This window comes from Shewanella canadensis (assembly GCF_003966225.1).
GTDB classification, from domain to species: Bacteria; Pseudomonadota; Gammaproteobacteria; order Enterobacterales; family Shewanellaceae; genus Shewanella; species Shewanella canadensis.
Genome location: NZ_RXNU01000007.1, coordinates 41640 through 61739, shown reverse-complemented (window position 1 = coordinate 61739; position 20100 = coordinate 41640). Strand labels below are relative to the sequence as shown.

General features: G+C 46.3%; 15 protein-coding genes. 10 read left to right on the top strand and 5 right to left on the bottom strand.

Going from position 1 to position 20100, the window contains the following annotated elements; translation table 11 throughout:
• The first annotated feature begins 230 nt into the window (after window positions 1–230).
• Entirely contained in the window at window positions 231–1088 is an 858-nt protein-coding gene (gene rpoH / locus EKG38_RS14315) for an RNA polymerase sigma factor RpoH (protein ID WP_126520920.1), read from the top strand.
• A gap of 868 nt (window positions 1089–1956) precedes the next feature.
• Here the strand turns inward: rpoH and EKG38_RS14310 are convergent.
• Genes EKG38_RS14310 through menD form a run of 4 tightly spaced genes read right to left on the bottom strand, consistent with a single transcriptional unit; the run spans window position 1957 to window position 7090 of the window.
• Entirely contained in the window at window positions 1957–3537 is a 1581-nt protein-coding gene (locus EKG38_RS14310) for an AMP-binding protein (RefSeq protein WP_126520919.1), read from the bottom strand.
• 9 nt (window positions 3538–3546) lie between these two features.
• Window positions 3547–4602, bottom strand: coding sequence for an o-succinylbenzoate synthase (gene menC / locus EKG38_RS14305; protein ID WP_126520918.1), 1056 nt, complete (start codon window positions 4600–4602; stop codon window positions 3547–3549).
• Window positions 4599–5381: a 2-succinyl-6-hydroxy-2,4-cyclohexadiene-1-carboxylate synthase gene (gene menH / locus EKG38_RS14300; RefSeq protein WP_126520917.1), complete on the bottom strand. Its 783-nt coding sequence runs from the start codon at window positions 5379–5381 to the stop codon at window positions 4599–4601. The genes menC and menH overlap by 4 nt, the downstream gene beginning before the upstream one ends.
• The gene (gene menD / locus EKG38_RS14295; RefSeq protein ID WP_126520916.1) at window positions 5381–7090 is read right to left on the bottom strand and encodes a 2-succinyl-5-enolpyruvyl-6-hydroxy-3-cyclohexene-1-carboxylic-acid synthase; all 1710 of its coding nucleotides are present in this window, start codon (window positions 7088–7090) and stop codon (window positions 5381–5383) included. Before menD ends, menH begins: the two co-directional genes overlap by 1 nt.
• 771 nt (window positions 7091–7861) lie before the next feature.
• On the opposite strand from menD, the gene EKG38_RS14290 reads away from it, so the two are divergent.
• The 7 genes from EKG38_RS14290 (at window position 7862) to EKG38_RS14260 (ending at window position 17283) form a co-directional block, all read left to right on the top strand.
• Window positions 7862–8812 carry a DmsE family decaheme c-type cytochrome gene (locus tag EKG38_RS14290; protein WP_126520915.1) on the top strand — a complete coding sequence of 317 codons (951 nt, stop codon included), beginning with the start codon at window positions 7862–7864 and terminating at the stop codon, window positions 8810–8812.
• 14 nt (window positions 8813–8826) lie between these two features.
• On the top strand, window positions 8827–10836 hold the full coding sequence (locus tag EKG38_RS14285) for an MtrB/PioB family decaheme-associated outer membrane protein (protein WP_126520914.1): 2010 nt from the start codon (window positions 8827–8829) through the stop codon (window positions 10834–10836).
• 34 nt (window positions 10837–10870) lie between these two features.
• Entirely contained in the window at window positions 10871–13399 is a 2529-nt protein-coding gene (locus EKG38_RS14280; RefSeq protein WP_126520913.1) for a DMSO/selenate family reductase complex A subunit, read from the top strand.
• A gap of 14 nt (window positions 13400–13413) precedes the next feature.
• A complete protein-coding gene (locus EKG38_RS14275; protein ID WP_126520912.1) occupies window positions 13414–14091 on the top strand; it encodes a DMSO/selenate family reductase complex B subunit in 678 nt (225 codons plus the stop codon).
• A 53-nt stretch (window positions 14092–14144) separates the two neighbouring features.
• Entirely contained in the window at window positions 14145–14804 is a 660-nt protein-coding gene (locus EKG38_RS14270; protein WP_126520911.1) for a TorD/DmsD family molecular chaperone, read from the top strand.
• A gap of 11 nt (window positions 14805–14815) precedes the next feature.
• Complete coding sequence (locus tag EKG38_RS14265; RefSeq protein WP_126520910.1) at window positions 14816–15292, top strand: hypothetical protein; 477 nt, start codon at window positions 14816–14818, stop codon at window positions 15290–15292.
• A 992-nt stretch (window positions 15293–16284) separates the two neighbouring features.
• Window positions 16285–17283, top strand: a complete 999-nt coding sequence (locus EKG38_RS14260; RefSeq protein ID WP_126520909.1) for a LysR family transcriptional regulator — start codon at window positions 16285–16287, stop codon at window positions 17281–17283.
• A 238-nt stretch (window positions 17284–17521) separates the two neighbouring features.
• On the opposite strand, the gene EKG38_RS14255 is transcribed toward EKG38_RS14260, so the two are convergent.
• A complete protein-coding gene (locus tag EKG38_RS14255) occupies window positions 17522–18487 on the bottom strand; it encodes a LysR family transcriptional regulator (RefSeq protein ID WP_126520908.1) in 966 nt (321 codons plus the stop codon).
• Window positions 18488–19028: 541 nt separating this feature from the next.
• Here EKG38_RS14255 and EKG38_RS14250 point away from each other — a divergent pair.
• Together EKG38_RS14250 and EKG38_RS14245 are read left to right on the top strand one after the other, a co-directional pair.
• Window positions 19029–19529, top strand: a complete 501-nt coding sequence (locus tag EKG38_RS14250; RefSeq protein WP_126520907.1) for a DUF2726 domain-containing protein — start codon at window positions 19029–19031, stop codon at window positions 19527–19529.
• 87 nt (window positions 19530–19616) lie between these two features.
• Window positions 19617–20090, top strand: coding sequence for a multiheme c-type cytochrome (locus EKG38_RS14245; RefSeq protein ID WP_126520906.1), 474 nt, complete (start codon window positions 19617–19619; stop codon window positions 20088–20090).
• Window positions 20091–20100: the final 10 nt, after the last annotated feature.

The following is a 20100-nucleotide window of genomic DNA, read 5'->3' as shown; positions in this document are numbered from 1 at the left end:
AAAAATAACCCGTCAGTGCAGGTCCAAGGTTGACATAACTTGTCAGATCGCCGATAGTTCGTCAGCTTGTCCTTAGTCGATTCTAAGGCGGCAAACGAGATTTTAATAATCTTGTTGGAAGTTTTTTACTATAAACAGTGTCTTGTTGTAAGACGGGTAAAAAATTTAGCTAAAGAGCTAATTGTTAGCAGTTAGAATTTCTAAAGTATTTGTAAAGAGTAGGAGCGTGAATGACTAATCAAACGCAATCAATGGCACTGACTGTTCCCCACGGAAGCGGTAGCCTAGAAGCTTATGTTCACTCGGCCCACAACATCTCGATGTTGAAGCCAGAGCAAGAGTATGAGTTAGCCAAGCGTTTGCAAGAAACGGGAGACCTGCAGGCTGCGAAGCAGCTGATTATGTCTCACCTGCGTTTTGTCGTGCACGTTGCTAAAGGGTATTCCGGTTACGGCTTACCACAAGCGGACCTTATCCAAGAAGGTAACATTGGTTTGATGAAGGCCGTAAAACGCTTCGACCCCAATGTCGGTGTCCGCCTTGTCTCTTTTGCTGTTCACTGGATTAAAGCCGAAATCCATGAATATGTGCTTAAAAACTGGCGCATAGTCAAAGTCGCAACCACTAAAGCGCAACGTAAACTCTTTTTTAACCTGCGTAAATCTAAAAAACGCCTGGGTTGGTTCAGCGATGAAGAGGTCGGTATGGTTGCCGATAATCTGGGAGTTTCTAAAGCCGATGTGACCGAGATGGAGTCACGCATGGCCGCTCAGGATCCCGCTTTCGATCTCGCTAGCGATAACGATGATGATCACGATTTTGCGCCTATGCACTATCTGGAAGATCATTCGTCAGATTTAGCATCTCAAGTTGAAAATGATAATCTGGAAGCGAGCAATCAGGCCCGCCTTTTGTCCGCTATCAAGACGTTGGATGAGCGTAGTCAGCATATTTTGCAGGCGCGTTGGTTAAATGAAGATAAGACGACACTGCAAGAGCTTGCTGCAACTTACCAGGTATCAGCCGAGCGCATCAGGCAGCTGGAAAAGAATGCCATGAATAAGCTGAAAGGCCGAATGGAAGCCTAATTACATTCCAGCACCGAATAACTGAAACCTGCCCCGGCAGGTTTTTTTGTATATGGATGTACTTATCCCCGATCGCAGGGATAGCGATGGAGGGGGTTTATGTCCGGAACATTTATGCCTAAGGCTAAGATGACGCTGCGCTGGTGGGGCTGAGATGACGCTGCGCTGGTGGGGCTGAGATGACGCTGCGCTGGTGGGGCTGAGATGACGCTGCGCTGGTGGGGCTGAGATGACGCTGCGCTGGTGGGGCTGAGATGACGCTTCGCTGGTGGGGCTGAGATGACGCAGCGCTGGTGGGGCTAAGATGACGCTTCGCTGGTAGGGCTAAGATGACGCTTCGCTGGTGGGTCTAAGAAGACGCTTCGCTGGTGGGGCTAAGATGACGCTTCGCTGGTGGGGCTAAGAAGACGCTTCGCTGGTGGGGCTAAGATGACGCTTCGCTGGTAGGGCTAAGATGACGCTTCGCTGGTAGGGCTAAGATGACGCTTCGCTGGTGGGGCTAAGAAGACGCTTCGCTGGTGGGGCTGAGATGACGCTGCGCTGGTGGGGCTGAGATGACGCTTCGCTGGTGGGGCTGAGATGACGCTTCGCTGGTGGGGCTGAGATGACGCTTCGCTGGTGGGGCTGAGATGACGCTTCGCTGGTGGGGCTGAGATGACGCAGCGCTGGTAGAGCTAAGATGATGCTTCGCTGGTAGGGCTAAGATGATGCTTCGCTGGTAGGGCTAAGATGACGCTCCGCTGGTGGGGCTAAGATGACGCTTCGCAGGTAGGGCTAAGTTGGACTTGTACCTAGCCTTTTCCCAAAAGGGTGAAACCCGTCGAATAGGCGAAGCCGTCCGCGAAGCGATAGGCCCTAGGCCGTCACTTTAGCTTTTAGAGCCTAGCTCCCTTTGTACCACCGCCTCAATGACATCTTTTCTCGATACCTTCAAGCTGGCCGATTCAACATTTGGCCAAGGGTAATAGACTCTGGGGCGCTTAAATCTGGCTATCTTATCGGCGAGGAATTGAGTTAACTCGTCATTGGATGGCTGTGCATTTTTGGAGTGGCTCACTTTAACTATTGCTGCGGGAAGGTTGCCAAACTCTTCATCAGTCTGAGCAAATACGATGGCATCTTCGATAGCCGGATGCTGTTTGAGTGCGGCCTCTACCTCTTCGGGTTGCAGGTTCTCCCCGCCACAGATAAACATATTATCGATGCGCCCAAGAATATGAAGCTTGCCCTCTGTATCCCAATATCCTCTATCCTTGGTAAAAAACCAGCCATCCTCATCCGTTGGAAGAGTTAGCTTGCAAGCGCCATGTGCGCCACTACCTTGCTCATGAACCTGCGCTTGCTCATGAACCTGCGCTTGCTCATGAACCTGCGCTTGCTCATGAGTCTGGGCCAGCTCATTAGTTTGGGCTTGTGCATCGAGGTAACCGAGGAAAAGTGTCTCCCCCTTAACGTAGATCTTTTCATCGATGATTTTCAGCTCTCTTGACGGTAGGAGCCGACCACTGCTGCCATCGCTGTAGGCTGTCCCCGTGGTGATTTGAGAGGCCATCTCGGTCATACCATAACTGGTGAAGCAGTTAATCGAGAGGTCGTTCAATTGGCTGAGAAGAGACGATGATATGGCTCCGCCGCCTAGAAGAAGATATTTTACCCCTTTGAGGCTGTCAGCATCTTCCTTTAGCAAGCGTACCAGCTGAGTGGAGACCAGAGAGAGGTGAGTGATCTTATCCAGCTGTATCTGTATAGAGAGGCCTACATCCCGGTCTTGCAGCACCACTGTAGCCCCAACGAAGGCACAGCGATTGATGATGGCGAGTCCACCGATATGAAAAAGAGGCAGTGATAATAGCCAGCTATCACCGGGCTCGAGTGATATCAGACTCCTCGAACCCTCGGCGCTAGCCCTATGGTTGTTCAGGCTGTGAACGGCGGCTTTAGGCTGGCCACTGCTTCCCGAAGTCAGGATGATATTGGCAGGTGCGTGGCGATCGATTTGGGCAGGCGTGTTATTCGATTTTAAAGAGAAATCTAGTGTGACCGACGTTAGCTTGGTCGTCTCTGCGTTGGGCTCGCTCCTCGATACCGAAACCTCAGATGACAATTCGGTGAAGCCTTCTCCGGTCCACAAAAAATTGAGTCGATGCAACTCTATGAGAGCCAAAACCTGACTTGCCGGAAACCGGGGAGAGAGAGGGCAAAAGAGGATCTGATGATCGATACAGGCCCAATAAAGCATGACTAACTCGACAGAGTTGTTATCGATACAGGCAAGACGGTCACCTTTGCCGAGCCCCTTTGCGGTTAACTGCTCGCCGAGTGCAATGACTCTGTGACTCAATGTCGAGTAGTCGATTTGTTGATTAACCCCATCATGAATATAGGTCAGTGCAATTTGGCTGGGGTGTTGCCTGGCGCATTGATGAAGCGGAGATAGTAACGCTTTCAAGGCTTGCTCCTAACAGCTTTTGATTAAGGTGAGATCGCCCCAGGATTGACAGCGAGGCTTTCCTGAGTCGACTAATAGATCATAGCTAAAAGCTGTGAGGGTATCGAGCCCCGGGAGCTCATCGGGAGTCATTATCTGGCTTAATCTTGCGAGAGCCTCTATCCCTAAGCTGGCTTCCAGGCTGGAGCTTAAGATAAACCTGACACCAGAGTGCTCTGCTTCGGCTTGAAGTTTTTGTAGTTTTTCTAACGTGCCAATCAGCATAGGTTTTACGACCAGCGCGGTGAGTCCCGGCTGCATGGTAAATTGAAACATCGGATCGTTAAGGCTCTCATCTAACGCCCAGGGCATACCTATTGCCCGATAGAAAGCGGCGTTGTCACTCGCTCTTTGGCATGGCTCCTCGATATATTCGATAGAGGCAAGGGGTAAGCAAGCTGCAAAATCTATGGCTTGCTCCAAATCGAAGCCCCGGTTTGCGTCTAACCTGAGTTTTAGATCTGGCCTGATAACTAATATCTGATGGATGAGTTGAACCTCCTCTTCCAGTGAGGTTTGCGCTACTTTGACCTTGGCGGCATGCACATCGGCAGGCAGGTCACTGACTCGTTGATGCAGTGCGTTAATCGACTCATCACTGTTACGGTAGAGCAGAGGGATGATCTTCCGATCCGCGTTAAGCGATATCGTGTGTCCGTTGAGTTGTCCTTTGAGCTTGGCGTGCATCAGACTCAGACCGAAGGCCAGAGATGGGAGAGATTCAACATCAGCGATATCCAATAAGTCAGCTATTGGTTTTTGAACTAACTGTTCTAACAGACTCTCCAGTTTATCGCTCACCTGAGTCAGGCTTTCCTTGCTGAAACCGTGCAGTGGATTGCCATCGATATCGAGCCCTGACAGTGGTGCAATCTCAACTTGCTCGGTGAGCACCTGTCCTGTCTCATCTATGGCTTCAACTTTTAATACTAAGCCTCTGCGGACATCAATGCGTTGGCTACCGACCGGCAGTAACTTGTCTAAAGGGATCTGATATTGATAAAGGTGAAGCGCTGAGATGATCATTGAGCATCCTCAATTAAGTGTTTAATAAGCTGACGACAAAAAAGTGTTGGAGCTGCAAGGTGTACGTTATGACCTGCATCGGTAATCGTATGGACTTGGATGTTTGTCTGGTTCGCCCACCGGGATGCTAATGCTGAAAATTTACTGTCATCCTTACCAACGAAATAATGGCAGGGCAGCTGCAGTTGGTTTGGTAGTTGCCACAAATCTTCCTGCTTAGCGAGAGAGGTGGGCTCGAAAACAGTGAGCAGGGCTTCTGAGTTGTTGTGACTGCGTTTGCGGATCAAAGCTTGGCGTTTCGATTCCGTCAGTTCGGCAAATACCCCCTGCTGGTACCACAGCGAGAGAAAAGACTCGATGGGTACAGATGAGAGTTTCTCGCTCCAGGTATGATCGCTACGAGCTCTCACCTGTCTCTCTGCTATCGACTGCAGGCCAGGATGGGATGATTCCAGGCTAAGGCTGAGTAAATTATCAGGGTAAGCCTGTGCCAGATGCAGAGCGATACGCCCGCCCAACGAGTAGCCCAGCAGGTGATATCTTACTATGGATAAACTGCTCAGGCTTGTCTGAATCGCACTTGCGACCCGCTCAAATCCTGACGCTCCCGATGAGAGCGCAGGACTCTGCCCATGGCCGGGAAGATCGATACAGATACAGTAAAAATGCGGGAGTAAATCCGAAATAAGCGTGTCCCAATCGTTTTTACTGCCAAGAAAACCATGCAGCATCACTAAAGCGGGCTTGCGGCTATCTCCATGGCATGACAGTGCTAACATCAGTTTTGTTTTACCCAGGTGGCAATGCTGGCAATCTGCTCACTCGCTTGATGCTGAGTAATCGAGACTTCAATGACTGAGGTTCCCTGATAACCTATGGCGTCCTGATAGGCTTCGTTGAAACTCTCGAAGTCATCGACCCGATTGTAGGCAAGGCCGAACATTGCTGCCCCATAACCGAACTCCAGTCCATGGGCCAAACGGTAATAATCACTTCTGAGTTTCTCGTCGGGGACCGGAAGTAAGTTAAAGATATTGCCGCCATCATTATTCAAAATGACGATGACAAAGGGGCTCTCAATCGTCCGGGCAATGGCCAGTGAGTTCAGGTCGTGCAACTGAGATATATCGCCAATGAGTAACGTGGTGGGCTTCCCCTCATGCTTAGCTACACCACAAGCGGTGGCGAGCAGGCCGTCGATACCCGATGCGCCGCGATTTGTATAGGTGCGGGGATAGTCGGGAGTGATCGGAGCATACATATCATATAAACGTACCGGCAGGCTATTACCGATAAAGAGTTGGCTTTGGCGATTTTGAGCCTTAGCTATCGCTCGAACGACCATAGCCTCACCAAACTCAGCATGGTCGATCTGCTGTTGAAACAGGGTCTCAAGTCCGTCATTAAACTGGATGAGCTGCAGCGCCCAGTTGGCGTCGGATGATCGTGGCCAGGCTTGTGAAGCAAAGGCATTTACACTCGAGTGCCATACCTGCTTGGCACTGTGGCTTGGATCTAATCTCATCTGACGGGGCAATACCTGCCAATAGCGCTTCCATTTCTGTTCGCTTAAGAAAGTAATCAGGCGTTTTGAGAGCAGGCGCCCGCCAAATACCAGCACAGATTCAGCCTGAGCCAGTAGAGCCTTAGCTTTGGGTTGGTGCAGGAGTTGATCGATGTGGCCAATGACACCGGAATGCTGTCTAAGCTGAGATTGAGCATCGGTGAGTAGTGGCCAACCTAACTTCTGTGACAGTTCGACAAGGGCTTCCGGTGACTCTTCCGGCGAAAGAGTACCTGCAATGATCACACCTTTTCCATGAACGAAGCGGGCCAAGGTATCTTGGGTTGGCAGGCTATGCTGTGACGTTTTGCCGTATTGATTAAAAGGCGATGTCGTATGTTGCCAATTACCCAGTGTACTCAGGTACTGAGTAAAGTCGGCACTCATGGTCGATGGGTAGAGTGGCTCACGATACATGCAATTAATATGAACGGGCAGGCTTTGATTGCTTATGGCCTCATCTAACGTGGTGAGCAGCGCCTCCGGTCGGATAGCGATATCCGGTGTCGGCAGATTAATCTGTTTGGCATATTGTGCAAAGATAGCGGGTTGGATGATGGCTTGATTTGCGCCACAATCGATCAATTCAGGGGGTCTGTCTCCCGAAAGCACTATCAAAGGAACTTGCGTTAACCAGGCTTCGATTATCGCCGGGTAGAGATTTGCGACTGCGGTCCCGGAGGTCGTGATAATAGCCACAGGAGCCCGGCTTGCTTTTGCGAGACCCAATGCCATAAATCCAAGTCCACGCTCATCGAAATGCAGATGCTGTTTAAGCTTAGATTGTTTTGCTGCGGCGAGTGTTAAGGGGGTCGAGCGTGAGCCCGGTGCCATACACACATGTTGAACCCCAAGGCGGGCGAGTTCCTCGAGTATAAGAGTGCCCCATAATAGATTTAGCTCTGCTGTCTTGTCGATTTGCATGGATAAGTACCCGTTGATTGATGCTAATAGTGTACCCCGATTCACTTTAAAGGAGTATTTTTTAACGGCAGATACTTGATGACCGTTTCTATGATGGAGTTATATAGTTCTGTTTTTTATCTTGTCATGATAAATCGTAATCAAACTCATATTTAAAATGCATCTTGTCTTATTTTTTAATGCCTCGAAACTTATGGCGCTTAATACATGCACCTTAATTAATAAGTGAATTTTTATTACATTTGAGTGTAGATGAAAAAATTCTTAAGTAGTTTTTTATAATGCTGTTTGAGTCGTTGATCACCTTTTGTATATCACTTGGTGGAGGCGGGACGCATAATTATATTTTCTATGACTTTGTTGGTCACTCCTGCTCTGATGTTGTTTTTTCATGCGTTCAAAAAACATTTTAATATTTTGAACTCCATCATGTTCTCAATACTTTAGCCTCAAACCTACGCTTAACAAGCGACGATGTAGGCTTTAACAAATGGTAACCATTGTAACCTAGTGTATTTTTCCTTTTCTTCGTTTTTCAGTTACTTACTCTTGATTATGTTGTGGCTGGTAATGATATTTATTATCAATTGCCTATCGTGTTGCATCACAGGTTTCTTATATTCATTGATCGCATCGCAGTTTCATTTATTAGTTTTTAACAAATGAAATTTTATATTTAATTACCTTAGAATATTTGCATCTGAACTGATTGTTATTAATTGTTCCATTCCGGTTAATAACTTGGTTTGTTATTTATGTAAGGTCGAGTTAATGATTTATCGCGTTTTCTATAATTTATTTTGTGGGGTGGTCACAGTCTTGTGTTTATCCCTAAGTGCACATGCTACTCCCTGGCAAAACCTCACCGGTGAACAACTTGAACAAAAATTAGCTGAGAAATTCTCGGCTGGTGAATATTCATCGAAAGGCGCCGATTCCTGCTTGATGTGTCACCGAAAAAATGAAGCCGTGATGGCGATTTTTGATGGTACCCACGGCATGATGAACAATAAGCAGTCGCCAATGGCGGGCCTGCAATGTGAAGCCTGTCATGGCCCTCAAGGAAAGCATAACAAGGGCGGGAAGGAGCCGATGATCGCCTTCGGTAAAGACAGTAAACTGTCGGCCTCCGCGCAAAACAGTGTTTGTCAGGGGTGTCATAACGATCCTAAACAGATGGCCTGGCACAGCAGTACCCATAACCTTGAAGAGGTGGCATGTTCCGACTGTCATACCCTGCACAGCGCCAAAGACCCCGCTCTGGATAAGCTCAGTGTGAATGACACCTGTAGCTCGTGTCATACCAAAGAAAAAGCCGATATGAATAAGCGTTCGTCTCATCCTTTAAAGTGGGACCAGATGACCTGTATCGATTGTCACTCTCCTCATGGATCTATGAGTGAAAGCGCCCTGAATAAGCCGACGATTAATGACACCTGTTATTCATGTCACAGTGAAAAGCGTGGCCCTGTTTTGTGGGAGCATGCCCCGGTTACAGAAAACTGTGTCACCTGTCATAACCCTCATGGCAGCGTCAATGAAGGCATGCTGAAGAGTCGTGCGCCTCAACTCTGTCAACAGTGTCATGCTCCCGATGGGCATGCCAGCCGTGCCGTGCAGGAACCAGGAATGGATGCCTTCGGCGGTGGTAAGAGTTGCTTGAATTGTCACAGCAAGATCCACGGTTCTAACCATCCGTCAGGCAGCTTGCTGCAGCGCTAATAGGGAGCAATATCATGAGATTTAAACTCAATATCATCACAGTGTCGCTCCTGGCCGTCTCAGGCTCGGCGATGGCTACAAACTTCGGTGTCGGTAACGCCAATACTGACTCGATCAATATGGATAAGTACCAGTGTAAACGTTGTGTCTCAACCAGTGGGTATCGCGGTGAAGTCTCGGTCTCTGCGGGTTATAACTCAGTGGATGATATCCATGCAGGTAATGCACTGGGAACCGCTGAAGATGGTGCCATCGCTGCCGTGAGTGGTGATATTCGCTATCAAAATGAGACCGGGTACCGGGCACAAATGCAAGCTCATCAGTTGGGCATGGACAATGGCTTTGCCAATATCAAGGTGGGTAAATCTGGCCTCTATGAACTGGAGTTAGATTATCAATCGCTTAAGAGTTATCAGGCGGGCGATGTGCAGAGTCAGCTTTGGCATAACGATGGAATGTTAACGCCCAGCCCCTATACCAATGAATTTGATCTGGCACTAAAGCGCGAGAAGTCGGCGATAGGCTTCAACTATGGCGAGGGAATTTATAACACCTTCATCCGCTATAGCCAGGAAGATAAAACGGGTCATCAATCGAGCAGCCTGGTCGCGCCAAGTCCGGTCAACTTTGGCTTGCCCGTCGATGCCACCACTAAGCAGCTCGATGCAGGAGCATCGTTATCCGGCGATAACTGGTTAACTGAGTTGAGCTATTTCGGTAGTTATTACAGCAATAACATCAAAGATCTCAGCCTGCCTCATATGAATGATGTCTATTCGGCCACCCCGGATAATGAGGCTCATCAGGTTTCACTCTCAGGCCAGTATCAGCTTAATCGTACCGTTATGAGCGGCCGTTTGGTGACGGGACGGATGATCCAGGACGATGCACTTATCCAGATGAGCGGTAACCCGCTGCAAAGCTGGGATGGGCAGATAGACACCTTAGATGGTCGTTTTGCGGTGACCTCTATGTTGAGCAATCGCCTGCGTTTAGGCGGTAGTGTTGATTACAGCAAACGAGATAACAAGAGCTCTGTGTGGGAGTTTACCCAGTACAGTTACAACGGCTTAAGCGGCTCATTTAAGCAAAATGTGCCTCAGGATATTGAGCGCAATACCTATAAGGTCAATGCCAGTTACCGCTTAGCCAGTGGTTACCGTCTGCAAGCCGGTTATGACAGAAAAGAGGTCGAACGCAGCTATAGCGAACGTGAGCAGACCAATGAAGATAGCCTGTGGGCCAAACTTAATGTCAGCGCCTTCGACACGTTCAACGTCAATCTTAAAGCCAGCCATGGCAATCGCGGTGGCTCGGATTATGAAGTGAATGAAGTCACCTCTTCACAAGAGAACGCCTTGATGCGCAAGTACTATCTTGCGGATCGTAAACGTAATGCCGTCGAGCTAAATGTTAATCACTCGCCTCTGTCTTGGATGAGTATCGATGTTACCGGGCGTTACGCCAAAGATGACTATGACGCCACCGAGATAGGCCTGACTGAATCACAAGACTTTGGCTATGACGTCAATCTGAGTCTGCAGTTTAGCAAGCATCTATCGGCTTACGGTTTTGCCGGTCAGCAGTGGATCGACTCGGCTCAAGCGGGTAGTCAGAGCTTCAGTAGTCCGGACTGGAATGCCGATATCGAAGATGAGTTTATCAATATAGGTACCGGCTTTAGTTATGGCGGTCTGATGCAGGACAAACTCACTTTGGGCGGTGATTACCTGTTTAGCAACTCAATCAGTGACACCTCGGTCGGGGGCAGCCTGGTTACGGCCAATGGTACCCAGCCATACGGTGATTACTTCTCCTATAACCACAGCGTGCGTATGTATGCCGATTATGCCTTGAGCAAACAGATGGCATTGAAGCTGAGTTATCAATATGAACGATATTACGACACAGACGCGGCTCAAGTCGCGACGAATGCTGTGCCCGGGCTAACCACGTTAGGTGAGCTTAACCATGACTATAACGCGCACCAAGTGATGTTGTCGTTTAGCTATTTATTGCGCTAAGGCGCAGTGCGGAAAATCGCAAGAGGAAATATTAATGGAACGTAGAAGTTTCTTAAAAATGAGTGCAGCCATGGGTTGTGCAGCTACAGTAACAGGTTGTAAAACCAGTTCAGACGATGCCAATGTTGTGCCGCCAAAGCCACCTGTAGGTGAAGAGCAAATTACCTGGTCATCTTGTCTGGTTAACTGTGGCTCTAACTGCCCGGTTAAAGTGTTTAGCCGTGATGGTGTTATTACTCGCGTTGAGACCGATCACGACGTTACCGACGGCGATGATATTTATCAAGTGCGTGCCTGTGCCCGTGGTCGCTCACTACGCCAGCGCACCTACGCCGTCGATCGCTTAAAAACACCGATGAAGCGTGTTGGTAAGCGTGGTGAAGGTAAGTTTGTACCTATCAGCTGGGACGAAGCGGCAAAAACCATTGGTACTAAGCTAACGTCAGTGATTGCCGAGCACGGCAACAAAGCCATTTTCCGTAGCTATGGCTCTGGGGCTTACTATGGTTTTGCATCTAATGCCTGTTTTAACCGTCTGTTTAACTTAAACGGTGGCTGCCTGAATGCCTACGGTAACTACTCTTGGGCACAGCAGATGGAGGCGGCTAAGCATACCTTCGGTACAGGTAGTACTTCGGGCTCATCGACGGTGACTCTGGCAAACAGTGACTTCCTGCTGGGTGTAGCTTATAACCCAAGCGAGATCCGCCAAAGCGGCAGTGGTGAAGGTTATGACTACCTGAAAGCGCTGCAAAAAAGTAACGGCCTGAAAGTCGTGATGATTGACCCACGTTACACAGACTCTATGTTAGGCAAAGAGTCTAAGTGGTTGCCTATTCGCCCGGGTACCGACGCGGCATTTGCAGAAGCTATTGCTTATCAAATGATTAGCTCAGGTTGGGTCGATCAGAATTCACTCAGCTTTATCAATCAGTATGCCGTAGGTTTCGACGCTGCCTCTATTACTGCGCAAAAAGAAATTTTTGCCACCAGTGGTGATGCCACTAAGCAAGAATACGCTAAGGTGATGAAGCCTGAAGAAAACTACCGTGATTACATCTTAAGCCAGGGCATTTACGCCGACCAGCCGTTGAAGACGACTGAGTGGGCCGAAAAAATTACCGGTATTCCGGCTGCGCAGCTTGAGCAAATTGCGACAGACCTACAAAACGCTAAAGCCCCCTATATCGTCGTTGGCGCCGGTGTTAACCGTCAGGCCAATGGTGAACAAAGCATGCGCGCGCTTTACATGCTGTCTGTATTGACGGGCAAGTTGGGTACCTTAGGTGCATCGAACGGTGAACTGCCATCCATGAGCGGAATGTACCGCGCCGGTATTCCAACTGGCAGCAACCCGGTTAAAGAAAGCATCTCATTCTTTACCTGGTCTGAAGCTATTCATAACGGCGAAACCATGACTGCACGCAGCCACGGCGTTCGCGGTACTGATGGTTTAGATACGCCACTGGGCACCAATATCAAGGTCATTATCTCTGCGTCAGACAGCTCGCTGCTGAACCAGCATGCCGAGATCAACAACACCGCTAAGATCTTAGAAGATGAAACGGGTGTTGAGCTGATTGTCAGCTGTGATTGCTGGATGACTCCAGGGGCTAAGTTTGCCGATATAATCTTGCCTGATACCAGCTGGTTAGAATCAAATGACTTAGTTAACGACAGCTATGCCTCCGGTGCACTGGGTTACATCACGGCGATGAAGTCGGCGATTGAGCCCATGTGGGACTGTAAGTCTATGTATGAAGCATCAGCACTGATTGCTAAGTACATGGGTTGTGAGGCTGAATTCACCGAAGGCAAGACTGAAGAGCAATGGCTCGAAGAGTTATACCAGAAGACCAAAGACAGCAGCACTAACTTAGGCGTCGTGCCAGCCTTCCCGGCGACTTACAAAGAAGCACAAGAGATTGGCTTCTTCCGTAAAAACATGAACGACAACCATGTTGCCTTGGAAGGTTATATCAAGGGCGGTAAAGCACTGTCGACCCCAAGTGGCAAGATTGAGATCTACTCAGCCGAGCTTGCATGGCGTGCGGCTAACTGGGATCAAGAAAATAGTGTCGACAACCCGACCAAAGTTAAAGGTGACACCATCACCGCTATTCCTCAGTACACCGTGACTTGGGATGGTTATGAAGATGAAGACACCAGCACCGATTACCCCATTCAATTAGCGGGTTACCACACCAAGGGCCGTACTCACTCGAGTTACCACAACGTGCCTTGGTTACGTGAAGCGGTTGAAGATGCGGTTTGGGTTAACCCAATGGATGCAGCAGAGAACGGTCTAAGTGCTGGCGATAAGATTGAGATGTATAACGAGCGTGGTTCGATTGCCGTCAAGGTTCGCATCACTCCACGTGTCGCACCTGGTGTGTTTGCATTGGGTCAGGGTGCCTGGTTTAAGCCTGGTAACACAGTTGGTAGCACGGGTCACATCATAGATGAAGGCGGTGCGATCAACACGCTAACTCGCTATCAGCCAAGCCCTGTTGCTAAAGGCAATCCACAGCACACTAACCGTGTTGCCATTAAAAAGATTTAAGAGACTAGTTAATTATGACTCAATCAACTCAATATGGTTTTTATGTAGACAGCACTAAGTGTAGTGGCTGTAAAGCATGTCACGTGTCTTGCAAAGACCGTCAAAGCAACGAAATTCGTAACAATAGCAATCCAGAGGGTAACGCTTTACCTGCACTTGAGGGCGTAACTTGGCGCCGCGTGTATGAGTATGGTGGCGGAGAATGGACTAAGGGTAACAATGGCTGTTTTGAGCAAAATGTATTTGCTTATTACATGTCTATCGGCTGTAACCATTGCTCTGAGCCGGTATGTGTTAAAGCATGCCCTACAGGTGCGATGCATAAGCGTCGCGAAGATGGTTTGGTTCACGTGGCATCAGAGCTGTGTATCGGGTGTGAGAGCTGTGCTCGTGCTTGCCCCTATGATGCGCCGCAAATTGATCGCGAACGTAAGGTGATGACTAAGTGCGATGGTTGCTTCGAGCGGATCGCAGAAGGTCGTAAGCCTGTATGTGTCGAGTCTTGCCCGCTACGTGCATTGGACTTCGATACCATGGATAACCTACGCGCTAAATATGGCGATGGTGACGGTCATATTGCTCCGCTACCATCACCGGGTATTACCTCGCCAAACTTGATCATTAAAGCGAACAGGAATGGTCAGCCTGCATCGGGTGGCGAAGGGAAGATCTTAAACTTATCAGAAGTTTAATTTTTCCAATTTATGTGTCAGGCGCCTAAGGGCGCCTTTTAACTGAGATTTATATGTCATCAGATAACAAATTTGATTTTGAAGCCGGTCAGGGAATTGCGCGGATTTTACATAATGTCCTGCTTAACTATCCGACGGCTGAAATGGTGCAAGGCTTCAAAGAGCACTGTGTGGCAGTAACTTGGCCTGAGTTTGGTTCATCATCGGATAACCAAGCCGGACGAAACGCACTTGCAGCTTACCTGTCTCAGTGGTCAGTTATGCAGCTCGATGAGCTAAAACTGGATTATGGTCAACTATTCTTTGGTCCTGGTGAGCCAACGGCAATGCCGTGGGGGTCGGTCTACCTTGGTGAGCAGCAGTTGCTAAACGACAAGTCGACGGTAGAGCTAATGGCGTTTTATAAGCAGAATGGCATTAGCTTTGATCTGGAATATCATCAACCCTTGGATCATATTGCCCTGTACTTTGCCGTTATCGATCAACTCTTGGGGCAGCTCGCTGTCAATCCTGATGATGAGTCCGTCCGTCGAACCTTAAGCGTGCTACTGCAACAGCATATGTTGCCATGGTCACAGCGCTGTTTCGAGCTGGCTATTGAGCATTCTCAAACCGATTTTTATTTAGGCATTGCTCATCTGGCACTGGATTTTCAAAAGGTATTGGCTGAAGTGTTTCGGCTTATCTCTATGCCGGTTCGCTTACATCGATAGGGGGAGCAGAGATGAGCGTAATTAAGGCATTGGGACAGCAACATACAAAAGCTGAGTTTGCCTATCTGTTGCAAGGCTATTTAAGTCAGGATGCCGAGGTGTGCGCGCTATTCTGTGGGGCCACCAATATGACTAGCGTCGTTAACCTTATTGCGGCATTGAGCTATCGGGAGAGTGACGAGCGTTTTACTGTTACCTCACTCGACACTGAACTGGTGTTGTCCGTGTTATTCGATGGCTTTCATCTGCTGTTTATCAAAGAGGTTCAGCATGGCTCTTTAAATCAGGCCGAGCATCTTATTCTGCGCTTAACCCAACATTATGCGGCGCAACTCGAAGCTGACTTTGTATCTGAACAAGTTAACGAGCCTCAATCAGAGGAGCATCTTGAACTTAGAAATAAATTAAAACAGGTGCTTATAGCATCATCTCAATTGGATCGCTTGTATCTGCAAAGACGTGGTCAGCAGAGTAATATGGGGCGATAAATCATATGCTCACACAGAAGGAATACGCTTATTATTCGATTATTTGTCTTCGATATCATATATAAGGTTGTCAATGTGGTGATCGGAAAGTTGTTCATTTACACATGTCACTAACTCTAATACACGATTAAAGCTTTCATCGCTAACAGCTGTTTTCCATTCTAACTGTTCATTCATCGCGATCGTGAACGACCCCTTCGAAGTCTTTTGTTGCGAGAAGGAGATAGCGTTAAGCACCTTTCAGAAGTCCCATAGTTTAGCTACCCTGCTCACCTTAGATTTGATGTCGGCTGAGTAATATGGATGGTTGCACTTTTCGGTACCTACTCCTAAGTACTTGCTAATTTACCGAAAGAAAAGCGGGCGATGCTCCATTAAATATTGATGACGGTATTACGTGAGTTTTTAACCCAGTAAAAAGTTATTAAGGAGTAATGCTAAACAGGAATGAATATCATTTAAAATTAATGTGCTTTAGTTTTAATTGCTTTTATAGCATGAGTTATATTGTTACGGAGTCTTTGTAATATATAACTGTTATTATATCTTTACTATTTTTACATTTTTATTGTTCTTAATGTTTGCATTAGTAAGGTTTGTGTGCGCAATTCAGTTCATGATTGGTACTTGCTTATTTTATTTTTCAGCTAATATATAACTTGCGAACATAGATATTGCTTGGTAAATAATCAAGTCCCAGACTTATCCTCGATGATCTTACTGCCTGTCTGTGCGTCGTGAGTAAGCCATTGAATTTAAGCGTGTTAAATGATTTTTTGTTATTAGGGTCCGCGCTCTTGTATTCGTTATTAGTTGTTAGGAATAATGAAAAGTGTAACAAATTGTATCTTTGCTATTGGTGTTTGTTAGCTTACCTAATACTGAGATTAGGTTTAATCTTTAGTTACAGATGTATATCTGTGATTAACGCTGCGGAAAGTAAGATTATTTAATGGTAAATTTAATCCACATATATTCATGGATGTATTTTAATGCGAAAGGAACTCTCTAGGTTAGATTATTTCACACTTAAAGTTCTCATTGGTTTATTTGAGTTTAAGAATTGCAGTGTCGTGGCTGAGAAGTTAAATACAACTCAGCCTAAAGTCAGCCGCGCCTTGAGCTGCCTTCGTGAAGTGATCCAGAATGAATTATTTGTGCGTCAGCAGTATGGCTTACAGCCAAATTTGATGGCCGAAAAAATCTATCCCTTGGCTAAATCGATAGTCGCTACACTGGAAGAGATAGATCTGGTAGCTATGACTCTGCCGGATGCGAGACGTGTCGTGAATGTTGCGGTTCAGGAACATATGTCTGCATTTTTTTTGGAGGCAATATCGGAAGTCTGTATTCATTTGAAGCAGGAGGTGAGCGTTAACATTCAGCCCTGGTGTGACAATGTTTCCCAGCTGATTGCCCAAGGTAAGCTGGACTACGCAATCACTGCTAACTCGACTTATCACGAGATGATAGAAAACCTTGAATTGGGGGAGGTCAGTTATCGGTTCGTCGTCGCCAAGAAAGGTCATCCCATTTTTCGAAAGCCCCTGAGTTATTCATCGCTTATCGAGAATAGACTGGTTTTCATCAATTACTGCCAGGTGGGCTCGAAGCCTAACTGGTTCGAATCCATTGTGAAGCTACGAGGTGAGGAATTAAAGCTAACCTTAAAGACCTCTTGTCACAACATGGCGCTGGATCATATCGTTAAATCCGATGACGTGTGCTGTACCGCATCCATTTTTGCCTATCAATATTTTAAGAGTCGTGATGATACTGACTTTATCGATGCCACAGACTTCTGTCATCTTGAGTTAGCTAAGGCTAAAAAAGAATTGGCGCCGACAGAGCATCAAAAATATTATTATTACCTGCAATATCATCATTCTAATGAGAATGAATTCACTCAACTTTTGTCGGAAATATTGAAGCGTAAACTTGACTTGATGCAAGACGAATATGAACAGGCTAAATCACTCGTCGCTAGCTAACGTCGGGCCGTCGATAGTTAAGAGCCCTAATCGAACCTGGCTAGATGAAAGGTGCCTGATACCGGCGAGTCTAACTTGCTATTTAATCGCTAGGGGCGAGTGTCATACCTGTGTTTAACTCGAGTCAGTATGGTCTGTGTCGATATTTGCCCCCAAATAGTGAGTACTTGTTCACTCACTATTGATGCCAAGTACAGATGGCTAAGTGTTCGAGTCCCAGTATTAATAATGCCAAGTATCAGTGCAGTGCGGTGTTGACCAAGCCTTGAATTTGAGTCGATAACCATTGCAGATTAGGCTCTGCTTTGGTTTTATTGTAAACCAGATACAAAGTTGGCACCTTGATTTGCATATAGAGTCTCTCTGACTCGACATCTGAAATCCGGCAAGCATGCAGGTTATGGGTACTGTTTATCATGTTATATATCGAACTGTAGGGGAGCAAGGCGACGGCTTGGGTCGATCTCAGGTATTCAAATATGCCGGATAGACTGCTGAGATCCATCTCAGTGTTAAGTTGGATGTTGTTTGCATCGCAATACGCTTGAAATGGACTCCTTTTTTGTTTGGTGTCATCAACATTCACGTTAACAAACGGATACTCTGCAATAGATTCTAAGGTGATCTCTTGCTTGAGTATTGGATGTTCATGGTGACAGATGAGAAAGAGTTTATTCAGTTTTTTTAATGGTATGGCTTCGAGATTCTCATCTATATTCTTGATGTCATCAATAATATTACAGCAGCACAATCCTATATCTACTTCACCGGTGACGATACTATCTATTGATTTTCTTGTGCAGGTTGAGATATTAAAGCTCATATCTTTTCCTGCATTCCTAATAGAGGTTAATAGTACCTTTGGGAATGTGTAGGAGATAAGATCTGGTGAGGCAATTTCAAAATGGTGAGTTAGTTCGACGCTATTTTCACAGTGTAGCTTTTGCAAGCTTTTCGAACATTCTACAATTTCCTTCGCAATGGGATAGATTTTTCCTGCGAATTCATTAGGTACCAGACCATATTTTTTTCTGATAAATAGCTCATTACCAAATAGCTCTCTGGCATGCTTGAGGCATCGACTTATTTTCGGCGCGGGAATGTTTAACTTGTGAGATACAGAAGTTGCTGATTTACTCTCATAGAGATTAACCAATATATTTAAACTTAGTAAATCCAAGTCACTAAAAGCTATATCCCTCATTGTTAATGCCTCTTTTAAATGTTATTTGCTCTTCCATAATAACCAATTTGAAATTTATTATATCATTTTATTCAAGTTGCTTTGTAAAACTGTTTGCTAAGTCACTAATTTGGTTATTCACATATTCGATACTAAATATATCAATATTGAATTACTGGAAGAATATTGGTTTTAACTGTGAAATGTCACACGCTTTCGTAACCAGCTGTTTTTAATGTTGATAATTTCGTTGAGGCTCCTGGTTACCACCTTGCGCCGCAACTGTTTCATATTTGTTTCCTGCTTGTTGGCACTCAACCTTGATGTTTCGTTTTGAAATTTTAAATACTGAAATAAACAAATTCATTAATTGAAAATGTTTGTTTGTTAATTGTTGAATTTGGTAATTCAAGCTGGTCTTGATATTTAAATATGAAAATAACAATAAATTTGATTGTTTGATTTGAATCAAGGTTTTAATAATGGCTAATGCGAATACTAGCAGCGTGTTAAAAATGAAACTAAATAATTAAATAATTAAACTGTAGTTTTGGAGGCGTTTATGAATGCATCATTCATTTTAAGTTATGCTTTTATGTACTTTGTGTTATTCCTTGTGGTGCCATTTGTTCTAGTGACATTCACCATGACCTGTATAAAGTTTTTTAAACCAAACGATACGGAATCCGTGGGAGATAAAATAAAATTTAGCCGTCACCCAATGGAGCCTAAGTCGGTTGGGTTTATTAATAAGTTGAATACGGTCGTTAAAGATAAATACAATGTTTTATATGGAACCTGTCTCGATAGCATACTGGATATTGACAAAGCGGAAACGCCTGACGATGTCCACTCCTATTTGAGAGGATGTCATTTGGATTATGTTCTGGTCGACAGTGAATCATCATCGGTAAAACTGGTGATCACCGACCCTGAGCATAACTCTCCCGAGCAATCTGAATTTATCGATAATTCGTTAGCCGAAGTCGGGGTTAAGGTCATTCACCTCGCCAAGAATCAAAAGTGGGATGAAAGTCTTATCAGAAACGGCTTGGCCGCATAGTCCAATTGAGTGCCGTAGCATCGACTGCGGCACCGCCTTTCCTAATTTTCTTAGAAATCAGTATCACTCGTTATGTGAGGACTCCTTATGTCCAGAATTGATAAATTTGCCGCTCCACTACTGGCCTCAATGCTTATGCTGGTGCTGGGTTCCTTCTCTCCTGCAGCGGTTGCAGCGAAAGTGGAGTTTAAAATAAACCAGAATAAACAATGCATCATGTGCCACAAGCGCAACGGCAAAATGTTTGGGCTTCATGCTAATGATGCATTGGATCTAACCTGCCAAAACTGCCACGGCGAAAAGGCTGGCCATCCGAGAAAAGCATCCGAGCTTATCGGATTTGGTGCAAAATCTGTCGCCAAAAGCGACGTTCAAACTGCCGCATGTCTCCAATGCCATGATGTCGAAACCCTGAGTCAGGCCGATTGGACCCACGATGTGCATTCCAACAAGGTTAATTGTGCCAGTTGTCATCAGTTACACCCTGAAATCGACCCTATCATAGGCGTGACAGCGCTTGATCGTAGCGAAATGTGCAGCGGCTGCCATAGTGCCAAATAACCAGGAGGAT

Excerpts from the sequence above, each read along its gene's own strand:
- rpoH (WP_126520920.1), top strand. The coding sequence starts at position 231 with ATGACTAATCAAACGCAATCAATGGCACTGACTGTTCCCCACGGAAGC.
- menC (WP_126520918.1), bottom strand. The coding sequence starts at position 4,602 with ATGATCATCTCAGCGCTTCACCTTTATCAATATCAGATCCCTTTAGAC.
- menH (WP_126520917.1), bottom strand. The coding sequence starts at position 5,381 with ATGTTAGCACTGTCATGCCATGGAGATAGCCGCAAGCCCGCTTTAGTG.
- menD (WP_126520916.1), bottom strand. The coding sequence starts at position 7,090 with ATGCAAATCGACAAGACAGCAGAGCTAAATCTATTATGGGGCACTCTT.
- EKG38_RS14290 (WP_126520915.1), top strand. The coding sequence starts at position 7,862 with ATGATTTATCGCGTTTTCTATAATTTATTTTGTGGGGTGGTCACAGTC.
- EKG38_RS14285 (WP_126520914.1), top strand. The coding sequence starts at position 8,827 with ATGAGATTTAAACTCAATATCATCACAGTGTCGCTCCTGGCCGTCTCA.
- EKG38_RS14280 (WP_126520913.1), top strand. The coding sequence starts at position 10,871 with ATGGAACGTAGAAGTTTCTTAAAAATGAGTGCAGCCATGGGTTGTGCA.
- EKG38_RS14275 (WP_126520912.1), top strand. The coding sequence starts at position 13,414 with ATGACTCAATCAACTCAATATGGTTTTTATGTAGACAGCACTAAGTGT.
- EKG38_RS14270 (WP_126520911.1), top strand. The coding sequence starts at position 14,145 with ATGTCATCAGATAACAAATTTGATTTTGAAGCCGGTCAGGGAATTGCG.
- EKG38_RS14265 (WP_126520910.1), top strand. The coding sequence starts at position 14,816 with ATGAGCGTAATTAAGGCATTGGGACAGCAACATACAAAAGCTGAGTTT.
- EKG38_RS14260 (WP_126520909.1), top strand. The coding sequence starts at position 16,285 with ATGCGAAAGGAACTCTCTAGGTTAGATTATTTCACACTTAAAGTTCTC.
- EKG38_RS14255 (WP_126520908.1), bottom strand. The coding sequence starts at position 18,487 with ATGAGGGATATAGCTTTTAGTGACTTGGATTTACTAAGTTTAAATATA.
- EKG38_RS14250 (WP_126520907.1), top strand. The coding sequence starts at position 19,029 with ATGAATGCATCATTCATTTTAAGTTATGCTTTTATGTACTTTGTGTTA.
- EKG38_RS14245 (WP_126520906.1), top strand. The coding sequence starts at position 19,617 with ATGTCCAGAATTGATAAATTTGCCGCTCCACTACTGGCCTCAATGCTT.